We start from the raw sequence: 18613 nt of genomic DNA, 5'->3' as shown, positions 1-18613 counted from the left end.
AACAGGCTACCTTTGTGGAATTCAGTCGGGAACGGGTGGACATTGAATAACAATTTTCACCGTGGATTCCACCGTGGTTTTCACAGTGGTTTTTATCGAGTCACCTCGATCTCCACAGAGTTATCCACAGGTGTGGATGAAAGAGTTATTCACAGCTTAGTTCATGGCTGTGGATAACTCTTCATTGGCCGGTTTATGGCGTTAAGCTGCGGAAACTGCAAAAGTCTCAAGCGTTGATTTAGAGTTATCCACATGCCAGGCTTGGCTGTGGAATTTGATTCTTCTGTTGTACCGCCGAAGCGGCGGGTGTGTCTAGTGAGAAAAATTCACCCCCTGGACGCCGATCTGGATAGGTCCTCCAGTGCGGTGGATTCGGCGCAGTAAGAGCCCGGAATCTGGCCGCCTAGCTGCAGGAAAAAACATTTATGTAATTTCGGGTGTACCCGGGTGTCGATTTGTTTCTAGCGGCAGAAATCACGTAATCTGGCATGGTCTATTGCAACAAAGAGTTGCGCGTGAAAGTGACAGCGTCACCTCGCACTGGCTGGGCCCGTCGGCTCGCCGTGCACCGGAGAGACTGTGATGCGTCAGGTTCATGGAATCTAATCATCAGTGGGTGCGCCGCTGTTAGCGGTGGTGTGCCTACGCACAACTTCAAGGAGAATTAACGTGGCAAAGGGTAAGCGCACGTTCCAGCCGAACAACCGTCGTCGTGCTCGTAAGCACGGTTTCCGCACCCGCATGAGCACTCGTGCAGGTCGCGCAATCGTTGCGGCTCGTCGCAAGAAGGGCCGCGCAAAGCTGACTGCGTAAGTTATGCTTCCGGCCCAGCACAAGCTCACATCGCCGACACAGTTTCGGCGCACGATGAAGGGCAGTCGCCGGGCGGGCACTCGTACGGTAGTCGTGCATGCGCGCGATAACGCAGGTACGGACAAGGAGGCCGAAATCGCAGCCACTGGGCCGCGCTTTGGCTTAATTGTTTCTAAAGCCGTCGGGAATGCAGTGGTTCGCCACCGCACCTCCCGGCGGCTTCGCCATGTGTGCATGACTTTCATTCCCAAGCTGCCCGCCAGCGTGGATGTGGTCATTCGTGCATTGCCCGCTAGCGCCACTGCTAGCAGTGAGCAATTAGAAAAAGATCTTGCTAAAGCACTGCGCAAGCAATGGGATATCTAAATTCCCGCGGGGAGGAGATTCCCCCAGCCAGAGGATTGGCCACACCAATGGTCAAAGTGGTTCGTTTCTACCAAAAACATGTCTCTGGCCTTAAGATGGTATCGACCTGTCGGTTTGAACCGACATGCAGTGCTTATGCTCTTGAAGCGCTATCCAAACATGGCGCATTCAAGGGTACGGCGATGGCAATTGCCAGGGTCTGCAAATGTGGCCCCTGGCATCCGGGCGGATTTGATCCGGTTCCGGACCCCAACAACAACTGAGGATTAAACACTCGTGCTTAATTTCATCTACTGGCCAATTTCGGCCGTTTTATGGTTCTGGCACTGGCTGCTTTCCCTCGTGATGGACCCATCCTGGGGCATTACGTGGATTCTGGCCATTGTGCTGTTGACCTGGACGCTTAAGGCGCTAATGGTCAAGCCGACCATCAGCCAGATTCGTTCCTCGCGCAAGATGCAGGAAATCCAGCCTAAGGTGCAGGAAATCCGTGCGAAGTACGGCAACGATCAGACCAAGGCCGCGCAGGAAATGCAGAAGGTCTACAAGGAATCCGGCGTTCGTCCGATGGCCGGCTGCCTGCCGGTATTCGTGCAGATTCCAATGTTCGTTGGTTTGTTCCACGTACTGCGCTCCTTCGACCGCACCGTCGCCGTAGCCGGTGGCATTGGCCACCCCAGTGGCGATCCAATGTCCGTTGAGGACAACGCAAATACTGCCAACTACATTTTTAAGCCGGAGCTGGTCCAGCAGTTCTTGGATGCCAAGATTTTCGATGTCCCGCTGGTGACCAACCTGCGCTTGAACTCGCCGACTGTGGAGGGCGTAACCACCAGCCAGGCCGCCGTTATCATCGTTCCGATGATCGCCGTGATTGCGGTTATGACGCACTTCAACGCCCGCATGAGCCTAAACCGCCAGGAACAGCGCCGCGCCGCCGGTAAGACCCAAGCGCCACAGGGCCAGAATGCGGAAATGATGCAACAGCAAATGGCCATGATGTCCAAGATGATGCTCTGGGTCATGCCAGCTATGCTGATCTTCTCCGGCTTCATCTGGCCAATCGGTTTGCTGTTCTACATGATGGCCAATACGGTCTGGACCTTCTTCCAAACCCGCATCGTCTATGCCAAGATGGACCGCGAGGAAGAAGAAGAGGAAGCCGCGAAGGCTGAGGCCAAGCGGACTTCCGCACCTAAGCCGGGTGCCCGCAAGAAGGACAACCGCACCAAGAAACAGCGCAAAAACAAATAAACACGGAGGAGAACCCCATCGTGTCCAAGATGGACCCGTCAGTAGTATTCGGCTCCCGCTTGCCCCTCGCGCAGGCTTACCATGATTCGCTCGCTACAGACGGGTCCACTCGTGGTTTTATAGGCCCCCGGGAGGTGCCGCGTTTGTGGGACAGGCACATTATTAACTGCGCCGTCGTCAAGCAGGCAATCCCCGAGGGCACCACGGTCATCGATGTAGGCTCGGGTGCCGGACTGCCTGGCATTCCGCTGGCCATTGCGCGCCCAGACCTGCGGATAACCCTGATTGAGCCGCTGTTGAAGCGCTATAACTACCTCAACGAGGTGGTAGAAGAACTAGGGCTCGACAATGTGACGGTCCTGCGTGGCCGCGCTGAGGAAGGCCCGATTAAAAAGGCCGTGGCGGGGGCCGATGTGGTGACCTCGCGCGCCGTCGCGCCCTTGGGTAAGCTTGCGAAGTGGTCGCTGCCGCTAGTGCGCAAGGGGGGCGAGATGATCGCACTGAAGGGCTCTTCGGTACATGAGGAACTAGAACGCGATGCCGCTGACATCAAGAAGGCCGGCGGTGGAAAGGCCGAGGTCAGAACCATCGAGGGAACCACGATCATTCGTGTCCCGCGCGTGAACTAAAGTAGACGGCATGACTAATCCGCGCCTTATCACCATTGCTAACCAGAAAGGCGGCGTAGGCAAAACCACCTCCGCCGCCAACTTGGCCGCAGCGCTTGCCGCAGAGGGCAAGAAAGTGCTGGTGATCGATCTTGACCCGCAGGGAAATGCTTCCACGGCCATGGGTGCGGAACATAATTCCGGCACCGATTCCAGCTATGAGGTGCTCCTCGGGGACTGCAGTGCCGAGAAGGCTATGCAGCCTTCTTCGCACAACGAGAACCTTTTCTGCATCCCCGCCACCATTGATTTGGCTGGCGCGGAGATCGAAATGGTGTCCTTGGTACGCCGCGAATTTCGGCTTTATGACGCCCTGCATAACGGCTTCCTCGAGGAGCATGGCTTCGAATACGTTTTCATTGACTGCCCGCCATCGCTAGGTTTGCTTACCATCAATGCGATGACGTGCGCGGAAGAGGTCATCATCCCGATTCAATGCGAGTACTACGCCCTCGAGGGTGTGGGCCAGTTGCTGGGAAATATTTCCATGATCCGTGAACACCTCAACGAGGATCTGCATATCTCTGCCGTGCTGTTGACCATGTATGACGCCCGCACGCGCTTGGCAGAAGATGTGGCAGATAACGTTCGCGAGCAATTTGGTGCCGTGGTGTTGGGCAATGTTATCCCGCGCTCCGTGCGCGTTTCGGAGGCGCCGGGATACGGTACTACGGTTATTGATTACGCTCCTTCGTCCACCGGTGCCCGCGCCTACCTTGCGGCGGCGCGCGAGCTTAACCGGCGCGGCGATTATCGCCCGCACCCGACCACCGGGGCGATTGGCGTGAGCCCAGAGATTTACGCGGAATTGGAAGGATAGGAACTCATGGCAGAACAGAAGCAAGGTGGACTCGGCAAGGGTCTCGCCGCACTCATCCCATCCGGCCCTGATGCCCCTACCCGCAAGCCGCGGCTGGGAGATTCCGCGGCGGATATCATCTTGGGAAATGCCACCCCGCAGCCTGGCCGCAAGGGCGGCGACGGCAAGCGTGTAAAGGGCGCGCCCACCATTCAACAGGGTTCTGGCTCACAATCTTCGAAGAAGCGTCAGGCCACCCCGGCTCCCATCGGTGCGACCTACCGCGAGATTTCCATTGGGGATATCATCCCTAATCCGAAGCAGCCACGCACCGTCTTCGACGAGGATGAGCTGGGCGAGCTCGTTCACTCGATCCGCGAGTTTGGCCTCTTGCAGCCCATCGTTGTTCGCCCTTCCGAGGAGGGTGGCTTCGAGCTCATCATGGGTGAGCGCCGTTGGCGCGCTTCTTCCAAGGCGGGTCTGGCTACTATTCCAGCCATCGTGCGCGATACCAAGGATGACAACCTTCTGCGCGATGCCCTGCTGGAAAACATCCACCGCGTGCAGCTCAACCCTCTGGAAGAGGCACACGCCTATCAGCAGCTATTGGAAGAGTTTGGCGTTACCCAGAACGAGCTGGCGGACCGCATTGGCCGCTCGCGCCCACAGGTGACCAATATGCTGCGCCTGCTTAAGCTGCCGGTAGAGGTACAAAAACGGGTAGCCGCTGGTACCCTATCCGCCGGCCACGCGCGTGCGCTTCTGTCTTTGGATGACACGGAGGCGATGGAATATATTGCCAACCGCATCATCGCGGAGGGCCTGTCCGTCCGCGCCACTGAGGAGGCAGTCACCCTTTATAAGCGCGATGGCAAGCCGGCCGAATCAAAAAAGAAGCAGCCGGCACCACAGCCGCAGTACTTCACCGATTCTGCCGAGCGCCTATCTGATCGCTTTGACACCAAAGTCACCGTGACCATGGGCAAACGCAAGGGCAAGATGGTCGTGGAATTTGGTGACCAAGAAGATTTTGAGCGCATCATGGCACTAATGCAGCCAGGTGGATAACTTTCGAAAGATGGAAAGTTTAAACAAATGCTATTTTGCGGTCACTTAAGATATTCGATCTTTTAATCCCAAGGCAGGCTTTAGTAGCAGCACTGATTATTTAACTCCTAAAGTCAGGCTAATGGCTTTCTGAACTTTCGATTGACGTCTCCAGGTATTTAGATTTGATACGGACGTAGAATCTCCTAAAGGGGGGTTCTTGTGTCGTTCAATAGAATGTTGCTAACTTTGGGATGATGAATTATTTGCAATTATTGCATTGCTGCCGAATTTGCTTTATGTAGTTAAATACCTCTCTGTGAAGTTTTACAATTCACTTGCAAGGAAATCGTTACTCTTTGTCAAAGTGAAAAGTAGAAGAAGTAATTGGTACACCCCTGAATTGCACTTCTGATCTGCTCGGGTTGAAAGGCCGTCAGAGAGGGACGTTGGCGTTACTCTCCTATTCTGATTCAGAATCGTTCAATGACAGCTACAGCCTGTCAAGCAGAGCGTGTTCGACTCGGATCATTTGTCCGAAACTCCACGAATTGACCATAAAATAGTCACAGTGAAGATTATTGGAATCGGATGGCTCAGTTCTACTGTTGTTTAGGTTACTTACCAAAAATAAACGGACTTTTAGATTGTTCCGTTTCAAAATCAGGGCTAAGAGGGATACCTTTTCTTTCTTGGAGAAGCAAGATAGCAGTAAAACCTACGAGGCTTGCAGTTACTAGATAGATTGTAACCGCAACTGTTGTGCCTGTTGCATCTACTAAAGATGCAGCGATCATAGGTGCAAATGCGCCGCCGAGAATTGATCCAATGGCATAAGATATCGATACCCCTGATGCACGAACGGATGCAGGGTAGAGCTCAGCATACATGGCGGACTGGGCACCATAAGTTAGTCCTAGGCCTACAGTTAGAAAGATAAGCGCGACATAAAGAAGGCCCAGTGAAGCTGAGTTGACCAGTGGGAAGAGTATTCCAGCTCCAATTGCCTGTACGACAAATCCAATGAGATAAGTCCTTCGTCGACCGATATAGTCCGACACCCAGCCGGCGAATAGCGTGAATATTAACCAAGTTACGGCAGACAAAGTAACTGCGTTGAGCACATCACCGCGCTCAAAGGAAATGGGTCCTTCTGGATTGGTGGCATAATTTTGAATATAGCCTCCTGCTGTCATATAACCTACAGCTCCGTTGCCTGCAAATACCAGTGCGGCGACAAATACAAGAGGTAGATGCTGTTTGAAGAGAACTCCAATGGGATTCGGGCCCTCATGACTTTTGTTGCCCGCTATAACTTTGAAAACCGGCGATTCATCGACGCCGATTCTTACTAAGTAGCCCACGATAACCAACACGAAGGAAAGTAAGAAGGGGACGCGCCAACCCCATTGAAAGAATGCATCTCCGGGCGCAATTCTATTCATAATGGATAAAATTCCCGAGGACATGAGAAGACCGATGGGAACTCCAATTTGGGGTCCGGCACCGTAAAGGCCACGCTTCTGGTTCGGAGCATGTTCAACCGCTAGCAATACCGCTGATCCCCACTCCCCTCCAGCGGATACGCCTTGAATAATGCGGAGAAAAATGAGCATAATGGGAGCCCATAGACCTACCGTTTCGTAAGTAGGTAAGAGGCCGATTAAAGTGGTTGCGCCCCCCATGGAGAAAAGTGTGACCATGAGGACGATTCGTCGACCGTAGCGATCTCCATAGTAGCCGGCTAAAAACGCACCGAGGGGCCGAAACAAAAACGATAGGCCCACAGAAGCGAAAGACACGATGCTGGCCAAACTTCCGGTTAAGGGAGAAAACATTACTTGGTTAAAAACGAGTCCGGCTACTGCAGCGTATAGAAAATAGTCGTACCATTCAATCGCCGTACCGATTGTGGTTGCAGCTACTACACGTCCCATTTCCTTGGGAGAGATCGCGGAGGGGCTCGAAGCATCCATCATGAAGATCCATTCAAATAGTAGAAATGAAGATTATCAGTAGATACTAATCGAATGATTCGCTTCGAACCAAGATTTGTGGGCAGATCTCGTTGACTTAGGACTGCTCAGCTTGAAGGAGTTCAGAAAATTTATAGGTACCTGTCACAACTGTATCCTGATCCATGAGATACATACGCTTTACCGCGATGACGATGGCCTCAGCAATATCGTCGCGGCGGGACGGATTGGTGAGGATCTTTATGTCTTCTGGGTTGGTGAGGTAGCCCAGCACGATCTGGATGACCGGCATTTGGGTCAGGCGAAGCAGATCCCAGGTGCGGCCGTGGTTGCCGCAGTCCAGCAGCTCGGTGCGTGCGACAATCTCACGCTGGATAAAGCCGGATAGGGTCTCACCAATAAGCGAGGAATTGCCGGATTCGGAACCGAAATAGAAGGTGGCAACACCATTGGCCTTCTCATTGGGATAGGAATCACAAGCCAAAGAGATGACAATGTCCGCATCGAAGGCGTTGGCTAACTCCGCGCGGGACTTCACGTCCGCATCGGAGGTCCGAGGACGGGAGATGATGGTCTCCATGCCGGCGGCAATCATGCGTCCCTCGATGCGTTGGGTGAGGTCCCACAGGATCTCTTGCTCAGAAATATCACCAAAGCGTCCCTTGACCTGTTGGCCGGCGTCGCCGCCGCTCAAGGCGGGATCGATCACAACGCGCTTGCCCGCCAGTTTAGGACCGGCGTTGCGCACGCGCTCGCGCTCTTGGATATTGTGCGCGGATCCGCCGGTGATACGGCGGCCAAGCAGACTGAGGGCGCGGATGGTGGCGGGACCGCATACACCATCTTCTTGCAAGCCACAGTTGTGTTGGTATTCCTTGAGCGCCGCGTAGGTATTGGTGCCAAAATGGCCGTCTACGCGCTGCTGGTAAAAGCCCAGCTCCTGCAGCTGTTGCTGGAGCTGCGAGATATCATCACCCACGAGCTCATTTGCGGGCTCGTAGGCAAGTACACGGCTGCCGAGCGTATACGAGGCCTGGCGCAGTTCGCGCAGGGTGAGATCATCGATCTCTCCCGTGGGCACGATGCCGCGCGATTGCTGGAAGGCCTTGAGGACCTCAGACAAATTGGCATCAAAGCTCTTGTCGCTCTCGGAGTACTTCTGCTTTTTCCACGCAGAAAGTTCCCCCTTGAAATCTGACAAGAGGCCGAGACGGGCCAAGGTGGCGCGAGCCTCAGCTACACGCACGCTTGTATCGCCGACTCGAAGAACGCGGTTCACGTCTTTTACCCCTTTCACAGCCCGTGTTTAGGGGCCGCATTTCAGAATTTCTACACGCTTAATCTAATAGGAATTAGATTAACAGTTAAAGTTGCTTTTTCACTTGCGCCACGATGTCATCTTTAGAACGCAGACCAACAAATTCGTCTACCTTCTCGCCGTGGTTGAAAATCAGCACGTTAGGGATGGACATGATCTGGAACATGGCACCTAGGTTGCGCTCTTCATCGACGTTGACTTTGGCGATGGTGACCTCGCCGTCTAGCTCCTCTGCTACCTCTTCCAAGATGGGGGATAGCTTCTTGCAGGGGCCGCACCATTCGGCCCAGAAGTCGACGACGACGGGCTTATCGGACTCGATGACGTCCTTGCGGAAGGTATCGGTGGTTACTTTCTTGACGTTGCTCATACTGAATTAACGGCTTTCTGCGAGGAAATGTTCCGCATCAATTGCCGCGCGGCAACCGGAGCCGGCCGCGGTAATTGCCTGCTGGTAGTGGTCATCCACCAAATCACCGCAGGCAAAAACGCCAGGCTGGGAGGTCTTGGTGGTGGGTTGTTCAACTACAACATAGCCATTGTCATTTAGCTCGACCTGACCATTGAGGAAGGAAGAGCGCGGATCATGGCCAATTGCTACGAACATGGCAGTCACGTCCAAGGTAGAGGTCTCGCCGTTGGTCACGTCCTTGAGCTTGAGACCGCCAACTTTGCCGTCGGCTTCAATGACCTCTTCGACGACCTTATTAGTCTCCCATTTAATCTTCTCATTGGCCTGGGCGCGCTCCAGCATGATTTTAGAGGCGCGGAAGTTCTCGGAGCGGTTCACAATGGTGACGGAGTCCGCGAACTTGGTGAGGAAGGTTGCTTCCTCCATGGCGGAGTCGCCGCCGCCGATAACCGCAATATTGTGGTCCTTGAAGAAGAAGCCATCGCACGTAGCGCAGGTAGAAACGCCGCGGCCGGTAAGTTCTTCCTCACCTGGAACGCCAAGGTGGCGCGGGGCGGCACCGGTGGCGAGGATGACGGCGCGGGCCTCGAAGAACTCGTCACCCACGTGCAGCTTCTTAATATCGCCTTCTAGCTCTATCGAGTCAACGACTTCCATGCGCAAATCCGCACCGAAGCGGATGGCCTGGGCGCGCATTTCCTCCATCAGCTCAGGGCCCATGATGCCCTTTTGGAAGCCGGGGTAATTTTCTACCTCGGTAGTATTCATAAGCTCGCCGCCGTACTCGAAGCCTTCGAAGACAATCGGGTTGAGCTCGGCGCGTGCCGCGTACAGAGCGGCGGTATAACCGGCAGGGCCGGAACCTACGATGGCAACATCGTGGACGGTCATTGCTAACTCCCTTAAATCAGAGTGTGGTTTCGCGTAACGCCATGAGTCTACCCGCCACACTGACAAACGTCGGTATTAGCAAACTCACCCAATGGCCGCGCGTAGGACTTCCCTCGCTCGGGCGCAGCGGGATTTAATGGTGCCGGGCTTTACTCCTTGAGCAGTGGCAACTTCTCCGACGCGGAACCCGGCGACGTCGGTAAGCACCAGCGCTTCGCGTTGATCCTCGCGCAGCAACTGCATGGCTTCGCGCACCGCCAGCTGCTCCGCTAGGTTTTCGGAAGGATTATGCGCGAGCAGCGGGTTGCGATCGTCGTCGAAGTCCTCCGTATCTAATGAGGCATTTTCCCTATTCGAGCGATGGTTGAGGTAGTCATAGCCAGAATTTTTCACCAGCCGGTGTAGCCAGGTTGATAGCGCGGATTCGCGGCGATAGGAGTGCAGGTTGCAGCTGGCGCGCAAGAAGGCTTCCTGGACCACATCTTGGGCATCGTGATCGTTTTTGGTGTAGCGGCGTGCCACGGTGGTCAGCCGCGTGCGGTGGCGTTCCACGATGGTGGAAAAGGCCTTATTATCACCTTCAATGAAAGCATCAACTAATTCTTCGTCACTGCGGTCATGACTCAGTGTCATATGTAGATTCCCCCCGGATCAACAACTGTTAACCACAGTGTGACCCGAGGGGAAGCAGAGCGCGAGCGCTGGACAGTACAGTCTATTGACCAGCCCGCACGCGAAGCGTGCGCCGCAGATTATCGCGACACTCGAGCAGTACGCGGCGCAGTGCTCCTGGCAGCTCACGGTGCAGCAGACGGGTGGTGGCGTCGTCGGCCATGGGCAGCTGTGGATAGAAGCCGCGGATGAGGCGGTTGGCAATCTCAATCGGGTGCGCGGCCCAGATCTCTTCCACGCGGGAGAAGAATTCCTCCGCAAAGGCCTCCTGCAGTGCAGCTGAGCGTGGGGCATTGAATCCGGCGACCAGCGCGTCTACCTCGGCATTGGAGTAGGCGCCAGGCGTGAGCGCCCTATCGAACGCGGCACGCTTGGTCTCTGGTGTGGGGAAAGCGTGGCTGGCGCCGAGGAATTCCGTAGCGCCGGTCAGCGTATTATCGCGCTGTTTTTCTTTCTCCAACTCGTCTAGTTCTACGGCATTTCGGGCGGCGAGTGCGCGCAGGATGGACCAGCGGATTTCGGGGTCCAAGCGAAGGCCGGCAATGTCACCGGAGAGCAGGGCCTTAAGGCGCGCGGTGCCTGATTCCTCCGGCGTTGCGGCGAGTGCGCGGATGGCGGCGCGAGCGAGTACAAGCTGGGCGTCCGAGGCTGGTTCGGCCTCGTCCAGATGGCCCCAGATTGCCTCGGCATAGTCGGTGCGGACCTGCTCGCGGTCGGCTTCCGAAACATAATGGGCAATCGCAAAATTGGCATTTGCGCAGGCAGTAGCCAGCAGCGTCGTGTTGGTCTCGTAGGCTTCGTGCTTGACGACGACCCCCACATAATCAATCGCCGACATTTCCCCATCGCGGGTGAGGTTCCATAGTGCGGTCCAGATGATAGCGCGGGTGAGATCATCTTCGATTTCGGTCAGGCGGTTCCCTGCCGTTTCTAGGGAGGTGTCGTCGAAGCGGATTTTGGCGTAGGTATGGTCGGCGTCGTTAAGCAGTAGCAATTCTGGGGCCGGAAGGCCGGCCGCCTCATCGATAATGGTGCGGGTGGTGTCATCGCCGGCGGGGAGATCGATGTCGATCTCGCGATACTTGTGTAAGTCGGCATCAAAAAGCGAGGCGGTCAGGCGGTGTGGCCGGCAGACGTCCTCGGCTTCTGCAAGGATGGCCAGCTCCGCAATCTTCTCGCCTTCGGTGTGCAGCTCCGGGATGAGCGTATCTGGACCCCACGTACGCAGCCAGGCCTGCGACCAAGCATCAAGATCGCGGTCTGTGTGCTTTTTTAGCGCCTTCAGGAGGTCATCAAAGGTGGCGGCGGCAAAGGCGTGCTCCTGGAAGTAGTCGCGCGCCCCAGCGTAGAAATTATCGCGACCGACATAGTGCACCAGTTGCTTGAGCACCGCCGCGCCCTTGGCATAGGTGATGCCGTCGAAATTTTGGCGCGCGGCATCTACGTCCGGGATCTCCGCCTTAATTGGGTGCGTGGTGGGCAGCTGATCCTGCAGGTAGGCCCAATTTTTGCGGGCGCCGGCAAAGTTGGACCAGGCCTCGGTGTACTCGGTGCCGTGCACGGAAGAGTCCGCGCCCATGAACTCCGCGAATGACTCCTTGAGCCATAGATCATCCCACCACTGTGGTGTAACCAAGTCGCCGAACCACATATGGGACATCTCGTGCAGGATGGTATTCGCGCGGCCGGCATGCTGCGCGCGGGTGGCGTGGGAGCGGAAAATGTAGTTCTCCGTGAAGGTGACGAGACCAGGGTTTTCCATCGCGCCGAGATTGTATTCGGGAACAAAGATGGAATCGTACTTGCCCCACGGGTAGGGATAGCCAAAGTTCTGGTGGAAAAAGTCCATGCCCTGGGCAGTAAGGTCCAAGATTTCCTCGTCGAGGTACTCAAACATGGACGCGCGAGCAAAGGCGCGCAACTGTGCCGAGTGGCTGCCATCCGGGGCGGTCCACGTGCGCTCTTGATACTGGTAAGGGCCTGCCGCGAAGGAAGTCAGGTAGGTCGACAGCGGCGGTGTCGGCGCGAAGGTAACAGTGGCGAGGTCACCATCCTCACTGCGCTCGACTTCCGGTTGGTTAGAGAGGATTTGCCACTGCTTCGGTGCGGTCATGCGCACGTGGAAGACGGCCTTGAGATCCGGCTGCTCGAGGCAGGGGAAGATGCGGCGAGCATCGGAAGGCTCGAGGTGTGAGTACAGGTAGGTCGCGTCATCGGCTTGATCGTGCATGCGGTGCAGGCCTTGGCCGGTGCGCGAATAACGGGAGTGGCTGGTGACCTCGATGGTCAGCTCCTCCCCTACTGGCACGCCGTGTAGCCGGATGATGCTGCCATCAAAGTCCACCTCCTGCGGGGTGCCATTGACCTTTAACTCCGCGACCGATTCTCCCAGGTAATCCAGGAAGAGCTCGGGCTCATTGCTGGTGAGCTCGAGGCGGGTAGTCACGCGGTAGGTGGGTCTATCGAGTACCTCCGAAAGATCAAGGTGGAGGTGATAGGCGAGCAGGTCCACCGCTGCTGCGCGTTCTTGGAGCAACTCGTGCTGCGTCTTATTTTGTGGTGCGGTCATACTTAGGAACTATAGTTACCTCCGTCACGTAGGGTACGGGGTTGGGGTCCTAAGTTCCGCTGCCTTTTAGGAGCAAAATACCCAGCGGGTATCGGGATCTCGCTGTGGACCTGTTGGATCAGTTTTGCCCGGTCCACACTCTTCAAGTGGCGCAAGGTGTCAGTGACCATCTGCAAGCGTTACACCACACTAGAGGACGCAACCGCGCGCGGAGGTGGGCGATCTCATCTCAGCACGCAAGATTTGCGAAAGAACCTAGTTGCCGCCTCAGGTACACAGTATGGTGGGCCTCACGACTAAATCTAAAGACGTGCAAGAAATTAATCGTCCGGAAAAATCAATAACCTCGGCGATTTACTCCTACTTTCGTAGTGCAGGGATCGTTCCGAGGCTTTCAAGATAGAGATTAGCATTTCCATAATGAGTAATCCAAGATCGACCCCCGTACCGCTATCGCAATGGTTTTCATCCGCGCGGATGAGCCGGTACGCCGATCACCCCACACCAGAGGCGCTATACCTTTGGAATACTCACCTCACGAAGACCTATCTCGCTGACATTGAGCATGTTGAAGTACTTCTTCGAAACTGCATTCACAGTGCCCTAACCAGAAGGTACGGTGACCGATGGTTTGATGACGATCGAATACCTTTCAACCTTGCAGCAAAGAAGAATATCCGCAAAGCGAAAAGACGAGCTGGAGGAGGAGGGGCGTTACCGGGAAAAATCATTGCTGAACTCAGCTTCGACTTCTGGCGTTATCTCTTAAGTAACCACTATCAAGCAAGCATCTGGCCTCAGGTAAAGAGGGCGTTGAAGAAACCCCCTGACAGCAGACAGCAGTTCGAAGAGCTTGTAGTCATTGTTTATGAAATGAGAAATAGGTGCTCTCACCACGAATCAATCGTTCAGCAGCGCGATAGAGCCCGTGAAGTCGCACATCTCGACTCCGTTGATAACGCTATCCAAGAAATAGCGGGTTTCATTGATCCTCATGCAGCAACATGGATCAAGAACAATTCCAGAGTCTCCGCTTTACGAGCACAACGCCCTTAGGCCCATATCGCAGTACAAAGTGGGAAACTGAAACCGTCATCACAGTTGGTGTGCATTCTAACTATTTTCCGTTGAACCATGCCGCCACCTCGTTCGCTGACAACTGAGGATTACTTTTCACTAGGCAAGGAACGATGTTTCAAGAAAGTCCTCGAGACTCCAATAGTCAGGATCGAACCAAGCAACGCCTTCGTTGACTTCGATTGCGATTAAGTGGTCAGGCAATAAGATGAGGAAATTATTTGTCTCGGTGCGGATTCCTTGGCGTTGTAGCTCTTGTGCGACTCGTTCAGTGCTCTCCTGTGCGGTCTCGGCGGGGTGACGATTAAGGTCAACGCCATAGAAAGTATCCGTGATTGGTACCTCCATGTACTTCATTTCAACGGTGACGCACTTACCGTCCTCCACGCAGCACCATATTTTCCATGAAAATTACTTTTTATGTCTTCATGTTCACGCTGAAATGCCTTCCCAGGGTTAAGGAGTGGCTGTACCGCAATACCGGAAGACGTAGGAAAAGCCCGCGGCCAGAAGGTGGCTGCGGGCTTGGAGAAGCTTAATGCTTCTAGTGCGTCTGGGGCACGGGTCTACTGCTTGATAGCGGAGACCTCGAGCTCAATCTTGATCTCCTCGGAGACCAGCACGCCGCCGGTCTTCAGTGGAGCGTTGAAGTCAATGCCGAAGTCCTTGCGGTTGATCTTGGTTGTTGCCTCGAAGCCCAGGCGGGTATTACCAAAGGGGTCCTCAGCGGTAGCAACATCTTCCACATCGAGGTCGACGGACTTGGTGGTGCCCTTGATGGTGAGGTCACCGGTGACGGTGCCGTTGCCATTCTCATCAACGTTGAGGTTGGTGGCCTTGAAGGTGATCTCCGGGTACTGCTCTACCGCGAAGAAGTCCTCGTTCTTTACGTGGGCATCGCGGTCATCGTTGCCAGTGGAGATGGATGCGGTGCGGATGGTGGCCTGAGCGTTGGACTCAGCGATGTTCTCGGCCACGGTAATGGTGCCTTCAAAATCTGCGAAGTTGCCGCGGACCTTGGTGACCATTGCGTGCTTGGCTACGAATCCGATAACGGTGTGGGCTGGATCGAGTGCGTAGGTACCTGCTGCGAGGGACATAGTGAATACTCCTAAAATTGTTGCTTGCGTTACACCCCACAGTGTACGCACTACTCCTAAATAGTCAATACTTGAAGTAAAAAAGTTTAGAAGGCGCAGCTCATGAAGTTTTGTGTTGAAGAAAAATAAAAACTAAGGCCGAACTGAAGGCGATTTTCTTCAGTTCGGCCGTCATTTCATGGACCGCAATGTGGGTTCATGTATCCGAAGTTTTCCTAGGGCTGTCCAACGAGCCCAATGTCTGCGATGGTTGCCTTATTGGACTTGGGTAGCTCGGTGATCATGAGCAGCAGGCCGTCGAATTGCTCGGGGGTTTTCTCCAGCTCGATGTCTTCCTTGCCGTTTTTGAACTTGCCTCTTGCCAGTTGGTACAGAGAGCCGGCCTGTGGGTTCTCTGGGTTGAAGCGGTCACGATTAACGCCATAGACGGCATATTTCGCCCCAGTCGAATTGGATTGCACCACCGGCAAGACTGCGAAGTGCGTTGGCGAATCGACAGTGACGAGGATGCCGGTGTCCTCCTCTTCGGTAGACCAGGTGGTGGCCGTTTTGCCGTCGATAAGCGCAGCGTCGTCCTTGTTATCAGGAACGGTAACCGCAGAGGAAGGCTGGAGACGCACCGGCGGGGTATCCGGAATGTCCGTGCTGCCGTGGATGGTTTCGCTGACCGGATTAGACGCCTTTACATCGCTGAGCAAGGACATGATCCAGGTGGTCAATGCAGCCATCGCTACGACGAAGATGGTGGCGAAGATACCGATGACGATGACGCCGGAACCGGAATAACCGCGGCCGCCGAAGCCAGGCTCTTGGGCCGGGTCATCCTCTTGGGCCGGTTCTTCTTCTGCCTTTACCGGCAAGGCCTCGGGTGCTTCCTCCGGTGCGAAGTCGTGCAGGCGCTGGGCGATGCCGGCCAAGGTCAGCGCTTTTGCCTCCTGCAGCTGTTCCATCTTTTCCTCGCGGCTGTCCTCATCAGCACTATCGAGGGCAAAGTGCGCGTCCTCGACGCGCTGGGCGGCCTCGTCGGCCGAGAGGTTGGCATCTTCAGAAATATCGCGCAGCTTCTTCGGCGAAGGCTCCGTGGACTCCACGAGCAGCTCCAGGGCGGAGCTGAGAGCCTCGCGGTCGGTGGCGGCGGAGGTGCCATCCAGTACGGCGGGGAAGGCCACCTTGACTACACCGTCGGTAGAAACGCGGAAGCGGTCGCGGTGTTCCACTCCGAGGATGAGGCCGGCATCGTGGGCAGCGGCGGCGTCAGCAAATAGCGGCGCAGTAGCACGAGCCACAGAATGGGGGTCGAGGTTATCGGCCTCAGCTACCTGCTTGAGGGAGGTGCCCTCAAACCAATCCGCCACCACCAGGCAGCCGGTGCGGTAGGACAGGACTTGGATATTATCCGCCACGGTATCGAGCTCCAGCTCGGCAAGGCGGCGGGTATTGCGCGAAATCTCGGCGGAGCGGCGGGCGGCAACTCCCGGAGTCGATGGCGCAATCGGTGCCAGGCTATTGGTATCGACGAACGTCAACGCGACTAGGCGGCCGGTGGACTGCTCGCGTGCTTGCCAGAACTGTGCACCGGTGACCGCACCGTGATCTTGGAGCAAGCGGAAGCGACCATCCGATACCGGGGCGCCCGGCACGAGGCGTGGGCCGCGGACGATACCGGCGGACATTGGTGGCGGTACCAGGGTGGCATTGAATGCATCCTGGGTGAATACCGGCCGGATTTCCGGCACGTCGGGCTCCTCCAGCTCGATAGCCTTGGAGGAATCGACCTTGATGAAGCGGGACATGCCCGGGATGCGCTGCAAGGCGCGGGCCAGGTTCTGGACCTCCGGCAAGGAGGACTTAGAGAGCACCAGGCCGGTGGCGATGAGGAAGATGACTCCAAGCACCGCGACCTTGATCAGCGAGACGATGGAGGGCAAATTCTCTGGAAGGAGGTAATTCACGCCCCAGTACAGCACCCAGGAGACAACCAAGCCTACGAGACCGGCACCAGAAGCCCACAGCACGGTCTGCGTGACGGCTTTGCCGCCGAGGCTGCCGAGCTTGCGCTTGAGCAAGAAGCCACCGATGACCGCACCGGAGACGAAGCCAAAGCCATTGGCCGTACCGAGCAAAATCACCACGCGGTCCGGGTTGGACGTCATCAACGGGGCCAAAAGCGTAAGGACGATCTTGGTCAGCGTGATGCCGGCGATGATGAAGGTCGGCGTCCAGGCTTCCTCGCGGGCATAGAACACGCGCAGGTGCAGCAGCACTAAGGCATACGGGATGAGCGTGAAGGCGGAGAAGCTGATGGTCAGGCCAAGCTGCTCGGCGCTCTCGGCGCCGTACGCACCGTATTGGAAGAGGGCTCGGGCAATCGGTACACCAAAGCCGGTCATGAAAATGACGATGGGGATAAGCGCGATGAAGGTCAGCTTTGAGCCCAAGGTCAGATCGCGGACTACGGCATCAACATCGCCGTCGGCGGCGTTGCGGGACAGGCGCGGCATGATGGCCGTCAGCAGCGTCACGCCGATTACGCCATAGGGCACCTGCAGCATGAGCCAAGCATTCTGATAGACCAGTGGGGCGCCGGCATCCGCATAGGCGGCTACGCGGGAGGTGATCACGTAGCCCAACTGGGAGATAGCCACATAGGTGATGATGGCCAGAGCCATGCCACCGAATTGCTTGATGCGGGCATCCAAGCCCCACTTGGGGCGCAGGTTAATGCCGGCCTTTTTGAGGTACGGCAACAAGATGAGGCATTGCACCATCACCGCCGTGGTGGTGCCCAAGCCCAATAGCATGACGTGGGGATCGGCCACCGGGGTGGGCTCGTGCGGGTCGAGCTGGCCGGGCAGGAAGCGATAAGCCAGCAGCACGCTAATGGAGATGACGTTATTGACTACCGGCGCCCACGCACCTGGACCAAAGATATTCTTAGTATTAAGAACGGCCTGGAAGAGGGCGAAGAGGCCGTAGAAGAGGATCTGCGGCAGCAATAAGAAGGCCAAGGAGGTTGCCTGCACGGCATTGGCCTTGGAATCTTCCGGCAGCATCATCCTCGTTAAGAAGGGTGCGAGCACCACGGAGGCGATGGTGACTATGCCCAGGATGGAAAAGGCCAGGGTAAATAGCCGCCGGACAAAGGTCTCGCCGCGGTCCGTGTCTTCTTTTTCGGCGCGTACGAGGACGGGCACGACCAGAGAGGTCAGCACGGCACCCAATACGATCTCGGTGACGAGGTTGGGGATCTGGTTGGCGCTACTAAACGCGGTGCCCACCGTGGCGCCGAGGGTGGCACCGATGAGCATCTGGCGCAGGAAGCCGGTGACGCGGGACAGCAGTGTCGCGATGGCCATCGTGCCCGTCGCGCGGATGACGTCCTGATTGGATGATTCGTTTTCCGCGTTGCGTCCGGTGAGCGCGGACTTGTCCTTCTCGGGAGGAACGGTGGTGTCCTGCACCGCGGGCGTGGGGCGCTTTTCTGGCACCGGAGCGGGAGGAGAGGCGCGGACGATGCGGCCGCGGGCACCCGCTGGGGCGGGGTGCTCTGCCGGCACGGCGGCATCCTTCGGGTCAACTACACCCGCAGGTGACTTCTCCACGTGTTCGGCCTCGCGGCCAGTTTTATCAGTCATAGAGGATACAACTTCA

The 18613-nt window shown here is 56.2% G+C and carries 17 protein-coding genes; 8 read left to right on the top strand and 9 right to left on the bottom strand.

The window, feature by feature from the left end:
* The first annotated feature begins 669 nt into the window (after window positions 1-669).
* Genes rpmH through ACP8J1_RS11670 form a run of 7 tightly spaced genes read left to right on the top strand, consistent with a single transcriptional unit; the run spans window position 670 to window position 4968 of the window.
* Complete coding sequence (rpmH, locus tag ACP8J1_RS11700; RefSeq protein ID WP_003847033.1) at window positions 670-813, top strand: 50S ribosomal protein L34; 144 nt, start codon at window positions 670-672, stop codon at window positions 811-813.
* A gap of 3 nt (window positions 814-816) precedes the next feature.
* Window positions 817-1179, top strand: coding sequence for a ribonuclease P protein component (rnpA, locus tag ACP8J1_RS11695; RefSeq protein WP_023020197.1), 363 nt, complete (start codon window positions 817-819; stop codon window positions 1177-1179).
* Between the two features lie 47 nt (window positions 1180-1226).
* Entirely contained in the window at window positions 1227-1442 is a 216-nt protein-coding gene (gene yidD, locus ACP8J1_RS11690; RefSeq protein ID WP_080971176.1) for a membrane protein insertion efficiency factor YidD, read from the top strand.
* Between the two features lie 13 nt (window positions 1443-1455).
* The gene (gene yidC, locus ACP8J1_RS11685) at window positions 1456-2433 is read left to right on the top strand and encodes a membrane protein insertase YidC (protein WP_023020196.1); all 978 of its coding nucleotides are present in this window, start codon (window positions 1456-1458) and stop codon (window positions 2431-2433) included.
* Between the two features lie 29 nt (window positions 2434-2462).
* The gene (gene rsmG / locus ACP8J1_RS11680; RefSeq protein ID WP_034656078.1) at window positions 2463-3062 is read left to right on the top strand and encodes a 16S rRNA (guanine(527)-N(7))-methyltransferase RsmG; all 600 of its coding nucleotides are present in this window, start codon (window positions 2463-2465) and stop codon (window positions 3060-3062) included.
* A 10-nt stretch (window positions 3063-3072) separates the two neighbouring features.
* Window positions 3073-3921: a ParA family protein gene (locus ACP8J1_RS11675; RefSeq protein ID WP_023020194.1), complete on the top strand. Its 849-nt coding sequence runs from the start codon at window positions 3073-3075 to the stop codon at window positions 3919-3921.
* A 6-nt stretch (window positions 3922-3927) separates the two neighbouring features.
* Window positions 3928-4968 (top strand): ParB/RepB/Spo0J family partition protein, encoded by a 1041-nt coding sequence (locus tag ACP8J1_RS11670; protein ID WP_023020193.1) that lies wholly within the window; start codon window positions 3928-3930, stop codon window positions 4966-4968.
* A gap of 596 nt (window positions 4969-5564) precedes the next feature.
* On the opposite strand, the gene ACP8J1_RS11665 is transcribed toward ACP8J1_RS11670, so the two are convergent.
* From ACP8J1_RS11665 to pepN, 6 genes are all read right to left on the bottom strand, one after another.
* Window positions 5565-6926, bottom strand: a complete 1362-nt coding sequence (locus ACP8J1_RS11665) for an MFS transporter (RefSeq protein WP_023020192.1) — start codon at window positions 6924-6926, stop codon at window positions 5565-5567.
* A gap of 94 nt (window positions 6927-7020) precedes the next feature.
* Entirely contained in the window at window positions 7021-8202 is a 1182-nt protein-coding gene (locus ACP8J1_RS11660; RefSeq protein WP_023020191.1) for an N-acetylmuramoyl-L-alanine amidase, read from the bottom strand.
* An 85-nt stretch (window positions 8203-8287) separates the two neighbouring features.
* Window positions 8288-8611 (bottom strand): thioredoxin, encoded by a 324-nt coding sequence (trxA, locus tag ACP8J1_RS11655; RefSeq protein ID WP_023020190.1) that lies wholly within the window; start codon window positions 8609-8611, stop codon window positions 8288-8290.
* 6 nt (window positions 8612-8617) lie between these two features.
* The gene (gene trxB / locus ACP8J1_RS11650; protein WP_023020189.1) at window positions 8618-9544 is read right to left on the bottom strand and encodes a thioredoxin-disulfide reductase; all 927 of its coding nucleotides are present in this window, start codon (window positions 9542-9544) and stop codon (window positions 8618-8620) included.
* An 84-nt stretch (window positions 9545-9628) separates the two neighbouring features.
* A complete protein-coding gene (locus ACP8J1_RS11645) occupies window positions 9629-10177 on the bottom strand; it encodes an RNA polymerase sigma factor (RefSeq protein ID WP_023020188.1) in 549 nt (182 codons plus the stop codon).
* Window positions 10178-10259: 82 nt separating this feature from the next.
* A complete protein-coding gene (pepN, locus tag ACP8J1_RS11640; protein WP_023020187.1) occupies window positions 10260-12785 on the bottom strand; it encodes an aminopeptidase N in 2526 nt (841 codons plus the stop codon).
* 420 nt (window positions 12786-13205) lie between these two features.
* On the opposite strand from pepN, the gene ACP8J1_RS11635 reads away from it, so the two are divergent.
* Window positions 13206-13841, top strand: coding sequence for a hypothetical protein (locus ACP8J1_RS11635; RefSeq protein WP_023020186.1), 636 nt, complete (start codon window positions 13206-13208; stop codon window positions 13839-13841).
* Between the two features lie 120 nt (window positions 13842-13961).
* On the opposite strand, the gene ACP8J1_RS11630 is transcribed toward ACP8J1_RS11635, so the two are convergent.
* The 3 genes from ACP8J1_RS11630 to murJ all read right to left on the bottom strand — a co-directional run bounded on the left by ACP8J1_RS11630 (window position 13962) and on the right by murJ (window position 18597).
* The gene (locus ACP8J1_RS11630) at window positions 13962-14249 is read right to left on the bottom strand and encodes a hypothetical protein (RefSeq protein WP_023020185.1); all 288 of its coding nucleotides are present in this window, start codon (window positions 14247-14249) and stop codon (window positions 13962-13964) included.
* A gap of 179 nt (window positions 14250-14428) precedes the next feature.
* Window positions 14429-14962, bottom strand: coding sequence for a YceI family protein (locus ACP8J1_RS11625; protein WP_023020184.1), 534 nt, complete (start codon window positions 14960-14962; stop codon window positions 14429-14431).
* A 215-nt stretch (window positions 14963-15177) separates the two neighbouring features.
* Window positions 15178-18597: a murein biosynthesis integral membrane protein MurJ gene (gene murJ, locus ACP8J1_RS11620; RefSeq protein WP_023020183.1), complete on the bottom strand. Its 3420-nt coding sequence runs from the start codon at window positions 18595-18597 to the stop codon at window positions 15178-15180.
* Window positions 18598-18613 lie beyond the last annotated feature (16 nt).

This window comes from Corynebacterium sp. LaCa_205 (genome assembly GCF_057458085.1).
The sequence above is the reverse complement of the archived record's forward strand: the minus strand, read 5'-3'. Positions and strand labels throughout refer to the sequence as shown.